Origin of the sequence: Paenibacillus sp. Soil766 (genome assembly GCF_001428105.1) — a bacterium.
GTDB lineage: Bacteria > Bacillota > Bacilli > Paenibacillales > NBRC-103111 > Paenibacillus_E.
Map to the genome: position 1 here is coordinate 111874 of NZ_LMSJ01000020.1, position 16288 is coordinate 128161.

The 16288-nt window shown below is 44.9% G+C and carries 14 protein-coding genes; 10 read left to right on the forward strand and 4 right to left on the reverse strand.

Annotation, left to right across the window (positions count from 1 at the left end; genetic code table 11):
• Positions 1–3: 3 nt before the first annotated feature.
• The 6 genes from ASG89_RS16275 to ASG89_RS16300 all read left to right on the forward strand — a co-directional run bounded on the left by ASG89_RS16275 (position 4) and on the right by ASG89_RS16300 (position 8661).
• On the forward strand, positions 4–5151 hold the full coding sequence (locus ASG89_RS16275) for an S-layer homology domain-containing protein (RefSeq protein WP_157276680.1): 5148 nt from the start codon (positions 4–6) through the stop codon (positions 5149–5151).
• A gap of 150 nt (positions 5152–5301) precedes the next feature.
• Positions 5302–6012: a metallophosphoesterase family protein gene (locus tag ASG89_RS16280; protein ID WP_057311749.1), complete on the forward strand. Its 711-nt coding sequence runs from the start codon at positions 5302–5304 to the stop codon at positions 6010–6012.
• Between the two features lie 72 nt (positions 6013–6084).
• Positions 6085–6999 carry an AraC family transcriptional regulator gene (locus tag ASG89_RS16285; RefSeq protein WP_057311750.1) on the forward strand — a complete coding sequence of 305 codons (915 nt, stop codon included), beginning with the start codon at positions 6085–6087 and terminating at the stop codon, positions 6997–6999.
• 320 nt (positions 7000–7319) lie between these two features.
• Positions 7320–7763: an SRPBCC family protein gene (locus ASG89_RS16290; protein WP_082593318.1), complete on the forward strand. Its 444-nt coding sequence runs from the start codon at positions 7320–7322 to the stop codon at positions 7761–7763.
• Positions 7753–8196, forward strand: coding sequence for an EVE domain-containing protein (locus ASG89_RS16295; protein WP_057311752.1), 444 nt, complete (start codon positions 7753–7755; stop codon positions 8194–8196). Before ASG89_RS16290 ends, ASG89_RS16295 begins: the two co-directional genes overlap by 11 nt.
• Positions 8197–8217: 21 nt before the next feature.
• A complete protein-coding gene (locus tag ASG89_RS16300; RefSeq protein WP_057311753.1) occupies positions 8218–8661 on the forward strand; it encodes a MarR family winged helix-turn-helix transcriptional regulator in 444 nt (147 codons plus the stop codon).
• 144 nt (positions 8662–8805) lie between these two features.
• Here the strand turns inward: ASG89_RS16300 and ASG89_RS16305 are convergent, their stop codons facing one another.
• From ASG89_RS16305 to ASG89_RS16320, 4 genes are all read right to left on the reverse strand, one after another.
• Complete coding sequence (locus ASG89_RS16305) at positions 8806–9183, reverse strand: DoxX family protein (RefSeq protein WP_057311754.1); 378 nt, start codon at positions 9181–9183, stop codon at positions 8806–8808.
• A gap of 75 nt (positions 9184–9258) precedes the next feature.
• Positions 9259–10026, reverse strand: a complete 768-nt coding sequence (locus tag ASG89_RS16310; RefSeq protein ID WP_057311755.1) for a DODA-type extradiol aromatic ring-opening family dioxygenase — start codon at positions 10024–10026, stop codon at positions 9259–9261.
• A gap of 314 nt (positions 10027–10340) precedes the next feature.
• Entirely contained in the window at positions 10341–10715 is a 375-nt protein-coding gene (locus ASG89_RS16315) for an ArsR/SmtB family transcription factor (protein WP_057311756.1), read from the reverse strand.
• Between the two features lies 1 nt (position 10716).
• Entirely contained in the window at positions 10717–11139 is a 423-nt protein-coding gene (locus tag ASG89_RS16320; protein WP_057311757.1) for an SRPBCC family protein, read from the reverse strand.
• A gap of 293 nt (positions 11140–11432) precedes the next feature.
• Between ASG89_RS16320 and ASG89_RS16325 the strand changes: the two genes are divergently transcribed.
• The 4 genes from ASG89_RS16325 to ASG89_RS16340 all read left to right on the forward strand — a co-directional run bounded on the left by ASG89_RS16325 (position 11433) and on the right by ASG89_RS16340 (position 16210).
• Positions 11433–12938 (forward strand): spore germination protein, encoded by a 1506-nt coding sequence (locus ASG89_RS16325; RefSeq protein ID WP_082593320.1) that lies wholly within the window; start codon positions 11433–11435, stop codon positions 12936–12938.
• Between the two features lie 13 nt (positions 12939–12951).
• Positions 12952–14031, forward strand: a complete 1080-nt coding sequence (locus ASG89_RS16330) for a GerAB/ArcD/ProY family transporter (RefSeq protein ID WP_057311758.1) — start codon at positions 12952–12954, stop codon at positions 14029–14031.
• Complete coding sequence (locus tag ASG89_RS16335) at positions 14024–15133, forward strand: Ger(x)C family spore germination protein (RefSeq protein ID WP_057311759.1); 1110 nt, start codon at positions 14024–14026, stop codon at positions 15131–15133. The genes ASG89_RS16330 and ASG89_RS16335 overlap by 8 nt, the downstream gene beginning before the upstream one ends.
• A 90-nt stretch (positions 15134–15223) precedes the next feature.
• Positions 15224–16210, forward strand: coding sequence for a Gfo/Idh/MocA family protein (locus tag ASG89_RS16340; protein WP_057311760.1), 987 nt, complete (start codon positions 15224–15226; stop codon positions 16208–16210).
• Positions 16211–16288 lie beyond the last annotated feature (78 nt).

A 16288-nucleotide genomic window follows, 5' to 3' on the forward strand; every position in this document is an offset into this window, starting at 1 on the left:
TACTTGAAACATCAAAAACGGATGATGGCAATGCTGTTGTCGTGTGTCATATTATTTTCGATGATTCCTTTCGGCGGAACGGCTGCTGCGGCTGTTGGGGATTGGGCATTTAGTGCTTTCGGATCAAGTACAAGTGAAGCGAATAATAGTGCTCCTACTGAAAATGCAGATGGTTCCGTTACGATAGTGGCCAAAAATGGAAAACTTGCTTCCAATGAAGAGGGAATTTCTTTTTATTATAAACAGTTAAATCTACCAGCCGACGCCAATTTTGAAATTAATGCAATTGCAAAGGTCAAGAGCTTTAATAGTACTTCTTCCACTTCTTCTCCAAACCAAAAATCATTCGGACTAATGCTTCGTTCTGACTTTTTGGTGAATAATACCAAACAGTCATCCAATTATGTTGCCGTGGGAGGTTTTGGGCCGCCAACTACTGGTGCTTACGGTATGCAAGCTTTTTACAAAACTGGTATTACTGGAACCACTTTCGATACGAATAATAAATATATAGCGTTACCTCCATTCAGTAATGTGAATGTACCTTCAGCCAATGAAGTGTATGATATGAAAATCAAGAAATCAGGAGATGCTTTCGAGTTAACCGTTAATGGGAAAACGGAGAAATTGCTGCTCAATCATTTATTTGGGAATAAAATCTATGCGGGCTTATATGTAACCAGAGACGCAGAAATTACGTTTAGTAATTTTGGTGTTAAAGTGGACCAAAGAATGCCAAATAGTTTAGTAGTAGACGCAACTACAATGAAAAAAGTGTATTTAAAAGATTCAAGTTTAGATACAACTGGTTTAAAAGTAAGAGCGATATACGCAGATAATACCGAGGAAGTTCTTTCGGCAAACGATTATATTATTACTGGATTTGACAGTGGAAACTTAGGGACAATCCCTATTACTATAAGCTTTAATGGAGTAACTCATCGTATTAACGACATTAATATTGTTCCTTTAACAGCTACCTCACTGGGAATAAAATATGTCCCTGCAAAAACTGAATATTACATAGGAGATCTTTTTGATCCTGAAGGTTTGGTGGTTACAGCAGCCTATAATTCAGGAACGGTTAAAGATCTAGTTGGTGAAGATATAAGTAAATACGGCATTTCAATCTCGGGAGCGACGGTGACTGGTTCCACGTATTTATTTGATACGCCTGGAACACAAACAGTTACAGTCAGATCAACAGAGACTCCTACAACATTTACAAACTTTAATGTGACTGTAAAAGCTGCACAAATGACAGATTTAGTCATACACCAATTACCGCATAAGACGACGTATTTTATTGGTCAACCCTTCGAACAAGCTGGGCTAGCAGTGTATGCGAAGTATAGCGATAATTCGGAAGAGAAGCTTCTAAGGAATGAATTTACGCTGACATCGCCTGACATGAGCATGGCGGGTACGAAAACCATAACCATCTCCTCATACAAAAGCGCAGCAACGAAAACGTTTCCTGTTATCGTGAAGCAGCAGTCTGTCGTCGGCATCGAGGTGTCGGACTATCCAAGGACAACGTATGAGAAAGGTCAAGATCTGGATTTAACAGGTTTAGGCGTATCCTGGGTTTATGATAGTGGAAACAAAGAAAAGCTGAACGCAGATCAATATGATGTCGTGTACAGCGAGTATGATAAGACAACAGCTGGCGTTTACAACCTCCAGATTAGTTTGAAAGATACTGCTTTTTCGACTGTTCTACCCATAACGGTAACAGAGCCTAGAACCTTTGAATGGAAGTCGATCCGATTCGGCCAGTCCACATCGACTGCCAATAATAAAGTGAATGTCACTACGCCAGGCAGTGTCGCTCAGTTAATTGCGCTAGAAGGCGGCGGTAAAGTGACAGGCGATCATGATGGGATCAGCTTCTATTATGTGGAATTAGATCCGACGAAGGATAATTTCGAATTATCGGCTGATATCAAAGTCTCCGCCTATGCGAAGGATCCTCACGATGGTCAGGAATCTTTCGGCATTATGGCTAGAGATGCGATTGGTACGGCTGGTGATTCGACCGTATTTGCTTCCAATATTGCAGCGATCGGCGGCTACAGTGGTGCGACAACGAAGCAGAACGGCACACAGTTGTTCGTGAGAACAGGGGTTGCTTCACCAGATGGCGCTGGCAGCCTTGGGGTTCAAAGCAAGATGCTGGAACCTGTGAAACCGACATCAACCACAACAGCATCGAACTATAAACTTACGCTGATCAAAACGAATAGCGGCTTCTCAGGTATATTAAATACGGGGACGAAGGAGAGTTTCTTCGTGCCGGACATTATGAAGGCTCAAGACCAAGATACCATGTATGTGGGCTTCTATGTTGCTCGTTTAGCGACAATCGATGTCAGTAATATCGACTTGAAGGTAAGTGCTGCGGCAACGGATAAACCAATGGTAGAACCTGCTCCACTGCCTGTAATTCCAGATGTGAGTTTAACGGGGTTGACTAAGACTTCAGATACGAATTTCTCATTAGGGCTGAAATCCAATGTGAACGGTATGGTAACTATTAAGCAAGGGGATCGCGTTCTTTTGCAGAATGTTAGCGTAACGAAAGGTGTGCCGATCATTCGAGACACAACGGTAACGGCAAACACGTATACGAATTTTAGCGCAGCTTTTGTACCAGATGATACCCAGTACCTCACTTCTTATGATAAAATCGTCAAAAATTTCACAGTTGATATGAAAACATACAGGGGTGGCGAGGACATCTATGTATCGCCAACAGCTCAGAGAAATGATGGTGGTGTTGGTTCGCAAGACCAGCCGCTGGATCTGGATACAGCAATTGCGTATGTTAGACCAGGCCAAAAGGTTATTCTATTGGATGGCACTTATGTACGCGATGCCAAAATCGACATTCCTAAAGGACATGACGGCACTGCCAGTGCGATGAAGAGTTTGGTTGCAGCCCCTGACGCGAAACCGATTATTGATTTTAACAAAAAGTCGGAAGGCGTTGTGTTAAGCGGCAGCTACTGGCATGTGAAAGGCATTGATTTCACTCGTACAGCTAATAACACGAAGGGCTTCACGGTCGGCGGAAGCAACAATATTGTGGAGGGCAGTCGTTTCTATGCCAATGGAGATACGGGGCTGCAAATTAGCCGGACAGATGAATCGGTGGACAAAGAAAAATGGCCTTCCAACAATCGCATTCTCAATTGTGAATCCTTCGATAATGCTGATCCATCCAACAATAATGCGGATGGCTTTGCAGCTAAGCTGACCTCGGGCACAGGGAATATCTTCCGTGGAGATATTTCGCATAATAATATCGACGATGGATGGGATCTGTATACGAAGGCTGGTACAGGTGCAATTGGTCCCGTAATTATTGAGGATAGTATCGCCTATAACAATGGCACATTGACCAACGGAAGTGTGGGTGCTGGAGATAAAAACGGCTTTAAGCTTGGTGGCGAAGGCATTCACGTTCCTCACATCATCCGTAACAGCATCGCTTTTGGGAATGGTGCATATGGATTCGCAAGCAATAGTAATCCAGGCGTAAGAGCAGAGAGTACGAATATTGCGTTTAACAATGCGAAAGGGAACCTGAATTTTACCTCGTATACGGGGATTGCGTTGGATTTTAGAATTGATGGTTTTACTTCGTATCACACGAGTAACACAGCAAAGGACAATTATCCTGCAGCATTAAACTCAGCGACGAATTATATGTGGAATGGTACGAAATCGGTTAATCAATCCGGTGTTCAACTGACAGATGCTAACTTTGCTAGCTTAGAAGCATCCTTGCCATTTCAAAGAGATGCAGAAGGAAACATAATCAGAGGAAGCTTCCTTCAATTTATTGCACCTCAAGCATCAATTAACAATTCATCAGGAGGTTCGGCAGCACCATCTGCGGATCTAACAAGCAACGAGGATGGGGTGCAAGTATCAATCAATCCAGTGAATCAAACGATTAATGGGAAAAACGTTGCGGTAGTTACTGTGGATGGCGGTACGCTCAGCAAAGCATTTGATGCGCTCAAGTCCAAAGAATCTAAAAATCAAAAGATTACGATTGATGTAAATAGCACGGAAGGGGCTGCTAAAGTTCAGATGGATGCCAACGCCTTATCGGCAGGTCTGATGAACGCTCCAGATGCGCTGTTATCTATTAAAAGTAATGAGTTTACTTATGATCTCCCTGCCAAGTCGTTGGATCTTGCAGAGATAGCAGAAACGCTTGGTACCGATGTAAGTCATGTGAAAATTAATATCTCTATTGAGAAAGTAACGGGTCCTACGGCTGAGCTGATTAATGATAAGGCGAAACAAGCTGGATTAACACTGCTTTCTGGTGCTGTCGATTTCACGATTACTGCGGAAGGCAATGGGAAGAATGTAACGGTGAACAATTTTGGAAATACGTATGTGCCAAGGACGATTACGTTAGTTCAAACCGTAGATTCCGATCAACTAACTGCGGTATTGTTCAACCCGGAAACTGGGGAGATGTCTTTCGTTCCCGCGGTTGTAACAATGGTAAATGGCAAGACGGAAGTCACGATCAAACGTCAAGGTAACAGTATCTATACCATTGTTCAATCTTCCAAAACGTTCGATGACGTACAAGGACATTGGGCGAAGAATGAGATCGAATTGTTGGCTTCCAAATTAGTGATCAAAGGTACTTCGGATACTACTTTTGGACCTAACAATGGCATCACACGTGCCGAATTTGCGGCCCTTCTGGTAAGATCGCTTGGTTTAAAAGAAGAGGCATCAACGCTTTTCACGGATGTTCCTGCGAGCAGTTGGTTTGCGGGGACTGCAGGCGCATCGGCTAAATCTGGTTTAATTGAAGGTTTTGAAGATGGCTCGTTCAGACCGAATGAACGCATCACGAGAGAGCAGATGGCCGTCATGATTACGCGTGCCATGACATTTGCCGGTAAATCAGCCCCTGTTGACCTCAAGCAGTTAGACAAATTTACGGATAGCAAGGGCTTGAGTACGTGGTCTAAAGATGCCGTAGCTGCGGCGGTAAGCGCTGGTATTGTAAATGGCGTAACCGAAATGGAATTTGTCCCAGTGTCTCCAGCAACTAGAGCAGAAGCTGCGGTCATGCTGAAAGGATTCTTACAATGGGTTCAGTTTATCAATTAAATGGTTGTTGAAGGACGTCCTTGCTGGGCGTCCTTTTTACTGCCTTCACCTTGATTTCCATAATTAAGGGGGCTTGTACGTGGCGAAATATGCTAAAATAAGCTACATATACATGGGAGTTTGACAAGAGAACATCAGGGGGAAACGTCTATGAAACGATTGCTAGTTGTCAGTGATATCCACGGTTGTGCGGATGAATTTAAGGAGTTACTAGATAAAGTAAAGTTTAACCCGGAAGAAGATCAGCTTATTTTACTAGGAGATTATGTAGACCGTGGGCCGGCGAGTAGGGAGACCGTGGAGCATGTGATGCTCCTAGTACGTGAGAAGGGTGCGATTGCGCTCAAAGGAAACCATGATCAGCGTTTTTTGGAAGTGATGAACGGGACCGATGATTTGACGGAAATGAAGTTTTTTGAACATGGTGGCATACAGACGTTTCAAAGCTTTAGCGGGGTCAGGGACTTTGATTTGAAAACAGCGAAAGAGCGCATACGAGCGAATTGCAGTGAACATCTTGCATTTTTACGTGAGTTGCCGCTTTATTACGAGAATGACACGCATATTTTTGTTCATGCAGGGCTGAATCCCGCTTATGTAGATTGGAAAACACAGCCGGAGCGGGACTTTATTTGGATACGTGCGCCATTTGTGCAGCAGAAAACAGTAGTGAAGAAGATTGTAGTGTTCGGACATACGACGACGAAGGATATTCATGGGAAAGCGGAAGTGTGGTTTGATACGGACAAAATCGGGATCGATGGCGGTTGTGCCTATGGCCTGCAGTTGAATCTCCTTGAGATTAAGGGGAAGAATCAATACAGGACTTATTCCGTTCCTTCCAAAGGAAGTTGGAAATAGGGAGCAAGAAATATCAAGAAGCGTAGTTCCAAATGGCTTAAACTGAGATTATAAAGTCGAAGGGGGCAGAGGATGGACACCAATTATGAGACGCGGATTCAGATGACGCTAGATCATATTGAGGAGCATCTATCGGGAACGCTGTCTGTGGAAAGCTTAGCCGAGGTTGCCTGTTTCTCTGCCTTTCATTTCCATCGGGTCTTTCAAACGATGGTGGGCGACGCGGTGATGGAGTATGTGCGCAAACGAAGATTAGCGAGAGCAGCTTATCAAATCGCACACACGGAGCAGAAATTAATCGATATTGCCCTCGACAATGGCTTTGGGTCCCCAGAGAATTTTACGCGGGCGTTCAAAAAGGTGTTTGAACGTACGCCGCTTGCCTATCGCAAGCAAGGCATACGACCGCCTAACTATCCCCAAGTGAATGTGCTGGATCGGAAATTTAATCACTATTTAGGAGGAATACGCATGGACTACGCATTGAGAACGAAACCTAGTTTTAAACTGATTGGATATGAATTGAAGACATCCTGCAAGGAGGGGCAGAATCACCGAGATATCCCATTGTTCTGGCAGAAGTATATGCAAGAAGGGCTAGGGCAACATATTCCGAATCGTGTTCACACAGGGCTGCCCGTTGAACTTGGAATTTGCGCAGATTTCGACTTGGAGAGCGGGGATTTGACCTACATCATCGGAATGGAGGCAACGAGCTTCGATGACGTTCCGGAGAATATGGTATGTCGCGAGTTTCCGGAGGCGGATTATGCTGTATTCACGACACCGAAGGTGAAGCAGGATCACTTCGTTGCATCGATTCAGACAACATGGCAGGCGATCTTCTCGGAGTGGTTTCCTCATTCAGGGTACGAACATGCGGGGAGTGCCGAGTTTGAATGGTATGATGAGCGCTGTCATTCTAACCTGCATGAGCTTGTGGAGATGGATATTTATATTCCGATCAAGCCTAAGTTGACTGAGTAAAGAAACGGCGTGCAAGCTGTAACGAAGTAGGAATCATTTGTCACGGAAATGACATCTGAATTTCATCTCGCTTTAAGGTTCGGAGCCTATAATGAAATTCGACCCCCTTTTAAATATATATATACTTAAGACCCGCAGCCCGTTGCTGTGGGTCTCTTTTTTTTAGCAGTCTGAACACGTGTTGAATACTTTCAGCGCATATTCAGCTATGGTCAGAGGACGTGGTATTCATACACCTTAATGGAAGTTTGGATATATAGTATTGACACATATAATATGTATTGATATTATATGTATAGATATTATGTGAGGAGTGATACATGATGTGGAAATTTGAACACACTATAACGACATTGGCAAAAGCGGAGACGATTTGGAATCTGTACAGCGATATCTCAACTTGGGTGGAATGGGACAAAGGGATTGTACATGCTTCGCTAGAGGGAGCGTTTGTTACAGGTACACGCGGGTTGCTGCAGCCGGAAGGCCAGGACCGCCTAATCTTTGAGCTGAAGGAGGTCAATCCTCTGCACGGCTTTTCGGATGTTACCGATATTCCGGACGCAGGGATTCAAATTCACTTCACGCATCGTTTAAAGGAAACTGCCGAAGGGACGACGGTTACACATGAGGTGACGATCACAGGGCCAAATGCGGAACATTTAGGTCCTGTGATTGGAGCTGGTATGGTCGAAGGCATACCGCTTACGATGGAGGGGCTTGTTACGTTGGCGTTGGAAAGGGAGCGTCAGCATGCAATCTGAACTATTGAATGTACAAAGCCGTTATTGGATTGGCGTCGTTTCGGCTTCTCACGTGAAACGGGGTGTACTTGGCGGGTTCGCCCAGCTCTGTCATGGGAAAGCAGCGCCCTTAAGGCGAATGCGATCTGGTGATTGGCTTATCTATTACTCCCCTCGCACGGAGATGAAGGATGGGGAGCCGCTGCAAGCCTTCACTGCTATCGGTCAAGTTCTGGATGACAAGGTATATGAATATCCGATGTCAGATTCTTTCATACCCTTTCGTCGTGACATTCGATATACTGACTGTAAAGAAACGAAGATTAGCTCTCTTTTAGAGCAGCTTAGCTTTACACGCGGAGTGAAAAGTTGGGGTTACCCGTTTCGTTTTGGGCACTTTGAGATATCACCGCAAGACTTTCGGGTCATTGCGGATGCCATGTTGAAAAGCTGAAAAGCGTTGGAGGAAACGGAAATGAGTTCGAAATTCAGTAACGCAGAGGAAAGCCCTGGCTTTATGCTGTGGCAGGTGACGAATATTTGGCAAAAGGCGATTCGGAAGGCTTTGGATCCTTTTGAGTTGACCCACCCGCAATTCGTGCTGCTCTTTTCCTGCAAATGGCTCCATGATAAAAATGACCATACCGACATTACACAAGTTCAATTAGCACAGCATGTACAGATGGATGTCAACGTTACGTCGCAGGTGCTGAGGACACTGGAGAAAAAAGGATACATTGAACGTAGACCTCATCCGAAGGATTCTAGAGCGAACGTAATATTGATAACGAAGTCTGGAGACGAGATCGCTTCACACGCCGTTCAGGCTGTAGAAGAGGAGGACCGGGCTTTCTTCTCCGGCCTTGGTGAAGATATCGGGCATCTGAACCGGCTTCTCAAGCAACTTGCACATCGTTAACCGCTTCTGGAGAATCCTCCCTTGACCATTATCGAGGGAGGATTCTTTCTGATGCAATGAGGGGCTCTTCTAATGCGAAAACTGCGAAGTTGTTGTTCAATAATAAAAGCGTGCAGGCCAAGTGGCTTGTACACTTTTGGATTTTTAGTGCCGTTCTCGTTCTCGCCCACGCGAGCTTCTCACAACGATGAATATTGCCATCGCAAGGAAGATCAGCGGTAGCACTGAAGTCCGCATTCCTTCGTGGGAGCGGATATGGGTCAGCATCGCGCTTGCCATAATCATGGCGATAACACCTGCGGAGAGCAGCGCAACCCGCAGGTGTCGCAGGCCAATGATGAGCCCGATGCCGGCGACTAGTTCGACGGCTCCGACGATGTACATGAAGGTTACACTATAGCCATAGGTCGACGTGAAGATTTGCGTTTGCAGGTCATGGGCGGACAGCTTCAGAACCCCGAACATGACATAAGCTGTCGCTAACAAGATTTGAATGATGCGAGTTGTCCATGTCCAAGCCAATACCAGTGCACCTCAGTTTGTTGAGATTGGTGATGTTAGCTTGTGCAACCCTGCCAATTTCATGCGGGACGCTTCTTAAAATGAAACGGCCAAATAGCTCAGCGATCCCACCTCGTAGCTGCGGTGGATGATCTGGACTGGCCGGCCAGGATCGCCGCTCCCCATCGCGATGTAGAGCGGGATGAAATGCTCAGGGCGCGGCACGGCCATCTTCGCATTAGGGGCTTCTGCGGCGTAGTTGAACAACGCCCCTAGGTTCTTAGCTTGCATATTGGCGGCAAGCCAATCGTCAAAAGCCACCGCCCAAGCATCGGGCTCGGTCGCATTCCAGTTCAGCGCGCGCAGGTTATGCACGGTGGCGCCGCTGCCAATGATCAGGATATCATCCTGATCGAGACCACGCAGGGCTTCGCCGATTCGGTACTGCTCGGCTGGTGGCAAATACGGATTCACCGAAATTTGAATGACGGGGCATTCAGGTGTAGGGAACATCCGTAAGAGTGGTACCCATGAGCCGTGGTCTAAGCCGCGTGTGCTATCGAGTTGAACAGGAATGTCCTTCGCTTGAAAGCGCTCCGCGATGGATTGAGCCAGAGCAACGTCCCCTTTGACTGGGTATTTTAATTGAAAAAGCTCATCAGGGAAGCCCCGGAAATCATAAATGGTTTCATATACATCATTCGTGGAGGAAATGGTAAGTACTTCTGTTTCCCAATGAGCGGTGAAAATGACGATGGCTTTGGGTGACAGTTTTTTTCCGTAATCGAGTAGAAATTGCGTACAAGCGGTATCCTGCAGCGCCATCATCGGTGAACCGTGCCCTACAAAAATCGGTGAAATCATGCAAAAACATCTCCTTATCTATAGTTAATGTACTTAAATATATTTAATTACTTTATGTAACTAATGATACCGTCTTTGCCACTGCTTCGTCAAGTAAGTTAATTACTTTTTATTAGTTAATTTCGGATATGAAAATCCCAAAATTAAATGGAGTTTTTCCATCTATTCCATCTCGCGGCCCATCGCACCCGCACGGCCCATCGCACTCCGCGCTGTCCATCGCACCCCTCACGGTAAGGGGCAGACGATCTCTGCCCGAATCCGATCGGTCGCCAAAAAGCCTCCCAAATCGGGAGGTTCTTCGAGCAATTCATCTATTTCTCAGGATCTACCACTTCAAGTGGGGTGAATGTGAGGTCAACTGTATCATCATCCTGCTCAACGAAACGCTTGAGCACATTGAGTTTATTTTCCCAATAGCGCTCGTAATAGGAAAGCCAACGTTTGAGCTCCATCAGAGGCTCGGCCTCCAATCGGTAACGGGTCTCGCGGCCGACTTTGCGTTCTTTCACTAAACCGGCTTCGGCGAGAATACGAAGATGCTTCGATACCGCTGTACGGCTCATGGGGAAATGGCCTGAGATAACAGTGACAGGCATTTCCTGATCACCCAAAAGCTGCAGCAGATGTCGTCGTGTGGGATCGGCTATGGCCTGGAAGACGTCATGCTTTTGCGCGGGAATGGCCATCTTACGCCTCGATGTAAGCAGATAGCCTTTGAACGATGCCTGCCCAGCCTTGTGACATTGTTTCGCGAACAGTATCATGCGGTTGACCGAATTCGGTAACTTTGTCGATATCCCAGCCGCCGTGGGTGAGGGTGAACTGTGTTTTGCCATCTAACTCGCTTAATTCAAAGGTTAAGAACCAGTCCTTTCCCCAAGAGAAGCTTAGGCGATTCGGTGGATCTAATTCTGTAACCTTACAAGGGGATTTGCCGAAAGGACCAGCTTCCAAGTGAAATTCATAACCGATCTCTGGCATGAAATTATTTGGCATGAACCAAACTGCGATGCCTTCCGAAGTGGCAACAGCGCTCCACACTTTTTGTATTGGTGCATTGAATACCAGGGTTTGTTTAATATCAGGTAGTGTTTGCATGTGATTTTCCATTGTTAAAAGCCTCCAGTGTTTAGTGTTGTAATTTACTTGTACCTTACTCTTATGCAGAAAACTCAGCGCTGTCCAGGTATCCTCTATGGATACCATTCACATCCACTTAGTTTCCCCGTAAAATCACTTTTGCATCGGGCGCGCTAACGCGAAACCGTTTGGTTACATGTCCAATTATACGAAACCATTTGGTTTCGTGTCAAGGGTGTGTCCAAGCGCAACTTTTGGGCGAAATGGAATATTTTAAACGTAACTGCTCAGAATAATGGAAAGCTCTAGTGGGGGGATTATGCATGGCCATATGGGATCGTTTATTGTTTTCTTTCTCGCGGCAAGTAGACAAAGAGCCTAAACGATTTGAGATACCTGCGATAATCGAATCCGCTACTACGGATGGGCCTATATCATTAGCTCACATTCTTGAACAGTTCGAAGATTGTGTTGATGTGTTTCATCGACACATACCGAATATCCGAGTTGATATTGTTTATATTCCCCATATGATTGATCACACGCAATTGTCTCGGGAAGTTATAGACCCATTAGCGAATGTGCAAACGGATGATTTAAGCCACATTTTGGAGCAGTCACAATTTGAACAATCGGATGACCCTAAGCAAATTGTCATTGGGATATTGTCTGGGCAAGTGGCAATTTTTCATAATGAAAACGTATATTTATTTTTTGTTTATGGCCCTGAATCCAGAAGTGTGCAGCAGTCCGAAACCGAGACCGTTATTACGGGGCCGCATGATGCGTTTACTGAAACAGCGGGCACGAATCTTTCATTAGTCCGAAGACGGGTGAAGAGTTCTCATTTAAAAGTCATCAAGTTAGAAGTCGGTGAAGTCACTAAAACCATCATATTTGTCCTGTATATCAAAGGCATTGCGAATATGGACTTGGTTGATGAATTTATTCGCCGTATTCGTGGAATTGAGATTGATGCGGTCTATGATGGCAACATGTTTTCTCAATATATCGATGATTATCCCAACTCGTTATTTCCGCAGTTCCTAATTACGGAGCGACCGGATACAGCCGTTTCCAAATTGGTAGGGGGTCGTATTTTAGCTATTGTAGATGGAAGTCCAGCCGTGGTGAGCGCTCCGACAGCATTCTTCGACTTCTTCTCTTCTGCGGATGACTATTATCAGAGATGGTCGATTGGGACTGCTACAAGGATGCTTCGATTTATCGCTTTCGTGATAACCATTACGTTTACAGCTGTTTATGTATCTGTGACTACGTATCATTATGAGATGATTCCTGAGGCATTGATTTTAACTTTGAGGGAATCACGAAGTAAGGTGCCCTTTCCTCCGGTTATTGAAGCGATGTTGATGGAAGTTACGATAGAACTGCTGCGCGAAGCAGGGGCTCGTTTACCCACCAAAATCGGTCAAACCATCGGTATCGTTGGTGGTATTGTTATTGGCCAAGCAGCTGTCCAAGCAGGGCTTACGAGTAACATTCTCATTATTGCAGTTGCTTCATCAGCGATATCATCCTTTGTTATTCCAAGTTATGTGATGAGTGCATCGATTCGCTTGATCCGCTTTGGCTTAATTTTGTTAGCGGGCATATGGGGGAATTTCGGTCTGATGGCGGGTATTGGCTATATAGTGATCCATTTATGTGGCTTAACCAGCTTGGGGACATCCTATTTATCACCTTTTGCGCCTACAAAATGGACGGATTGGAAGGATGTTTTCATTCGTGGGCCATTCTCCATGCTGACTGTACGATCGAGTCAAGCGAAGACAACCAATTCGAAGAAGAATAAAATGAGAAAATAAGGATGATCCGTGCGTGAATGAGAAGCTGAACGGTTTCCATATCTTCATTTTGATTCATATGATACAAGTCGGTGTGGGGATCTTTGCTTTGCCACGTATTGCAGCTGAATATTTTGGTTATAACGGTTGGCTCATGTTAGTAGTCATTGCGGCTATCGCCGCGTTCAACATATATTTGATTAGGATCGTTTGGAAGATGGGAAACGGAGCGGATATATTCACTATTTTTGAAAGCTGCCTGCCCAAATGGATCCTTTATACGTTATACCTCATTGTGGGGCTAACTTGGTCACTCACTGCCAGTTTGGTTGCTAAGGAGTATGTTCTTATCTTCCAAGTTACAGCATTTCCAACAGCGAACCCGATGTCGTTCATGTTCGTTATTAGCCTGCTTGCGTACTTACTGATCATCAAGGGTTTCTATACAATTGTAAAAGCGAGCACCGTATTTTTCTTTTTGGTATTGTGGATGATGTTTTTGGGAATTCCATTTTTCAATGATTTGCAATTATCGCGATATACGCACTATATATTTCAAGAGGGGAAAGAGCACTTGACGGGGATTTATAACCTGTATGGTTCTTTCTTGGGATATGAACTCTGTATGCTGTTGTTCCCCTATGTTCAGAAGAAAACACGATTTTTTACAGGAGTACAACTAGCTAATGCGGTTAGCTTCCTTATTTATGTGAGTGTGTGCCTAGTTTGCTTTGGTTTCTATAGCTTACAGCAGTTGAAATTAATTATGTTTCCTTGTATAGATTTGCTCGCGTATATTAAATTTCCTTTTATTGAGCGAGCGGAGAATATCCTCTTTAGTTTTCTGCTTTTTCGGGTTCTCATTACGATTGTCATGTATCATTGGGCAGCGAGTTTATGTATCCAACGAATATTCATGAATAGTAAGTTTGCGCGGATCGCGTTATCTATGATGGCAACCACTTTTCTCATTTCGTTTATTCCGAGTGTGTTGGATGAGGTGGGTAAATGGTTATTTATTGCTACTTATTTTACGATTGCTTATTCTTTTCTCCTACCGATCGGATTGATTGGCATTCTTTCTATTCAAAGGTGGCGAGGACAGCTTGCTTAAGATTCAGTTTCGATGGCTGATGACTTGTATGCTATTGATGACAATCACGGGGTGTGCGAATGACCAGCGGATCTTAGAGAGAATTGGACTAACCCATACCACAAGTTTCGATTTAATGCCTGGGGGTATGCTCAAGGTGACCAATAGCATTCCTCTAGCTGTGGGTGAAGGCCGAAAGCCGAGAGAGGTATTGACGAGCATTGCGGATAGCAGCAAAGGTTCCAAAGTAGATCTCGCTAGGCAGACGCAGTTGGTTCTGGTTAGTGGTCAGATGCGTAATCTTTTGTTTGGGACGACACTAGCACGGCGAGGGTTCTGGGATGATATCGACACCATGGTAAGGGATCCTTCTATTTCACCGCGTGTCAAAGTGACCGTTGTGGATGGAGATGCCCATGACTTATTAGTCAAAAGCTATAGCAATTACTTGCGAACAGCACAGTATATTGATCGAATGATGGAATCCGAAACGAGGTTTCAGAGCATTCCGAAGGTTACCTTATATGAGTTCACCAGAGATTATTACGATGATGGGATTGATCCTATTGCTCCTATCATTAAAGATATTGGCGATCATGTGAAGGTGAATGGCATTGCTTTATTTCAAGATGATCGGTACCTGATGAGGATTGACGAAAAGGAAACGATTTTTTTCTCAATGTTAAGCAAAAATTTCAAGTTAGGTTCATTGCCGATACGTCTTAGTAACGAAGAAGAGAAGAAAGAGCTTGTATTGTTCGATTCGTTGATTAGCAAACGGCGCATTCACGCGAGTCGTACAGGTGGAAGCACGTTCAAAGTGGATTTTGAGATTTCAGTAAGCGGTTCTATCCTGGAATACATGGGAGATTTGAAAATTAGCAAAGAAGAAGATAGGCATGAACTAGAGGTCAAAATAGGTGAGAACATCACCTCGCATTTGGAGACTATAGTGAAAGATATGCAGAAGCATAATGTAGATAGTCTTGGGCTGGGAAACGCGATTAAGAATATCGTTCCCTATAAGGAATGGAAAGCTATGGAATGGCGTGAGGTGTACCCTGAGGTAGAGATTCATTGTCAAACGAAAGTGAAGATCAAGCATTATGGGAAGTTCCAATGATTGGTTTGAAAGCAATGACATTGAATTCGGAGGTTGAATTTGGTAGGGTAAGTCATAGAATATAGCTAGGATGAAGGAGTTATGGGGAAAATGATACGATTTGCAGTTATAGGTACGAACTGGATCACAGAGGAGTTTATTCATGCGGCACTCGAAACGGGAGAGTTTGAACTGACTGCGGTTTACTCCCGCACGGAAGAAAAGGCTGCGGAATTCGCAGGGAAATTTGATGTTGTACATCAATTTACAGACTTAACGGCATTTGCGCAGAGTGACGCATTCGATGCTGTATATATTGCGAGCCCGAACTCCCTACATGCCGAGTATGCTGTTCATTGCATGAAGCATGGCAAACATGTGATTTGCGAAAAGCCTGCAGCTTCGAACAGTGCGGAGTTGGCCGCTATGATTGAAACAGCGCAGAGCCATCAGGTTGTGTTCATGGAAGCGTTGAAGTCAACGCTCATGCCTAATTTTAAAGTCGTGCAAGAGAATTTACATAAGCTTGGGAAAGTTAGACGTTATTTTGCAAGCTATTGCCAATATTCATCCAGATATGACGCCTACAAGCAGGGGACTGTGTTGAATGCGTTCAATCCAGTATTTTCAAATGGCTCGATGATGGATTTGGGTGTGTATTGTATTTATCCATTGGTTGTATTGTTTGGTGCACCTGAACGGGTACAAGCGAGTGCGGTAATGCTGGAATCCGGCGTGGATGGCGAGGGCAGTTTGTTGCTAAGCTACAAAGAAATGGATGCGGTCATCCAGCACTCCAAAATCGCCAGCTCCTACCTGCCAGCTGAAATTCAAGGCGAACTGGCAACCATGGTTATCGATAAGATTAACCAACCGGAGAAAGTGCAAATTCGTTACCGCGACGGCTCTGTAGAAGATTTGACGCGTGAGCAGAGCGTAAGGACGATGCGCTATGAGGCTGAGGAGTTTAGCCGACTAATTCAGGCCGGTGAGCTAGAGTCTCCGACGAATTCGCATGCGAATTCCAGTGCAGCGATGGCGATCATGGATGAGGCGCGTAGACAGATCGGGCTGGTCTTCCCGGCGGATCGGAAGTAGGGCAGGGGAGATGGTAAACTGTAGAGCGTAGACCGTAGACCGTAGACCGTAGAACGTAGAACGTAGGACAGCAGACCG

Coding starts and splice junctions, on each gene's coding strand:
- ASG89_RS16325 (WP_082593320.1), top strand. CDS start 11,433: ATGGCCATATGGGATCGTTTATTGTTTTCTTTCTCGCGGCAAGTAGAC.
- ASG89_RS16285 (WP_057311750.1), top strand. CDS start 6,085: ATGGACACCAATTATGAGACGCGGATTCAGATGACGCTAGATCATATT.
- ASG89_RS16310 (WP_057311755.1), bottom strand. CDS start 10,026: ATGATTTCACCGATTTTTGTAGGGCACGGTTCACCGATGATGGCGCTG.
- ASG89_RS16320 (WP_057311757.1), bottom strand. CDS start 11,139: ATGGAAAATCACATGCAAACACTACCTGATATTAAACAAACCCTGGTA.
- ASG89_RS16290 (WP_082593318.1), top strand. CDS start 7,320: ATGATGTGGAAATTTGAACACACTATAACGACATTGGCAAAAGCGGAG.
- ASG89_RS16340 (WP_057311760.1), top strand. CDS start 15,224: ATGATACGATTTGCAGTTATAGGTACGAACTGGATCACAGAGGAGTTT.
- ASG89_RS16315 (WP_057311756.1), bottom strand. CDS start 10,715: ATGGCCATTCCCGCGCAAAAGCATGACGTCTTCCAGGCCATAGCCGAT.
- ASG89_RS16280 (WP_057311749.1), top strand. CDS start 5,302: ATGAAACGATTGCTAGTTGTCAGTGATATCCACGGTTGTGCGGATGAA.
- ASG89_RS16300 (WP_057311753.1), top strand. CDS start 8,218: ATGAGTTCGAAATTCAGTAACGCAGAGGAAAGCCCTGGCTTTATGCTG.
- ASG89_RS16295 (WP_057311752.1), top strand. CDS start 7,753: ATGCAATCTGAACTATTGAATGTACAAAGCCGTTATTGGATTGGCGTC.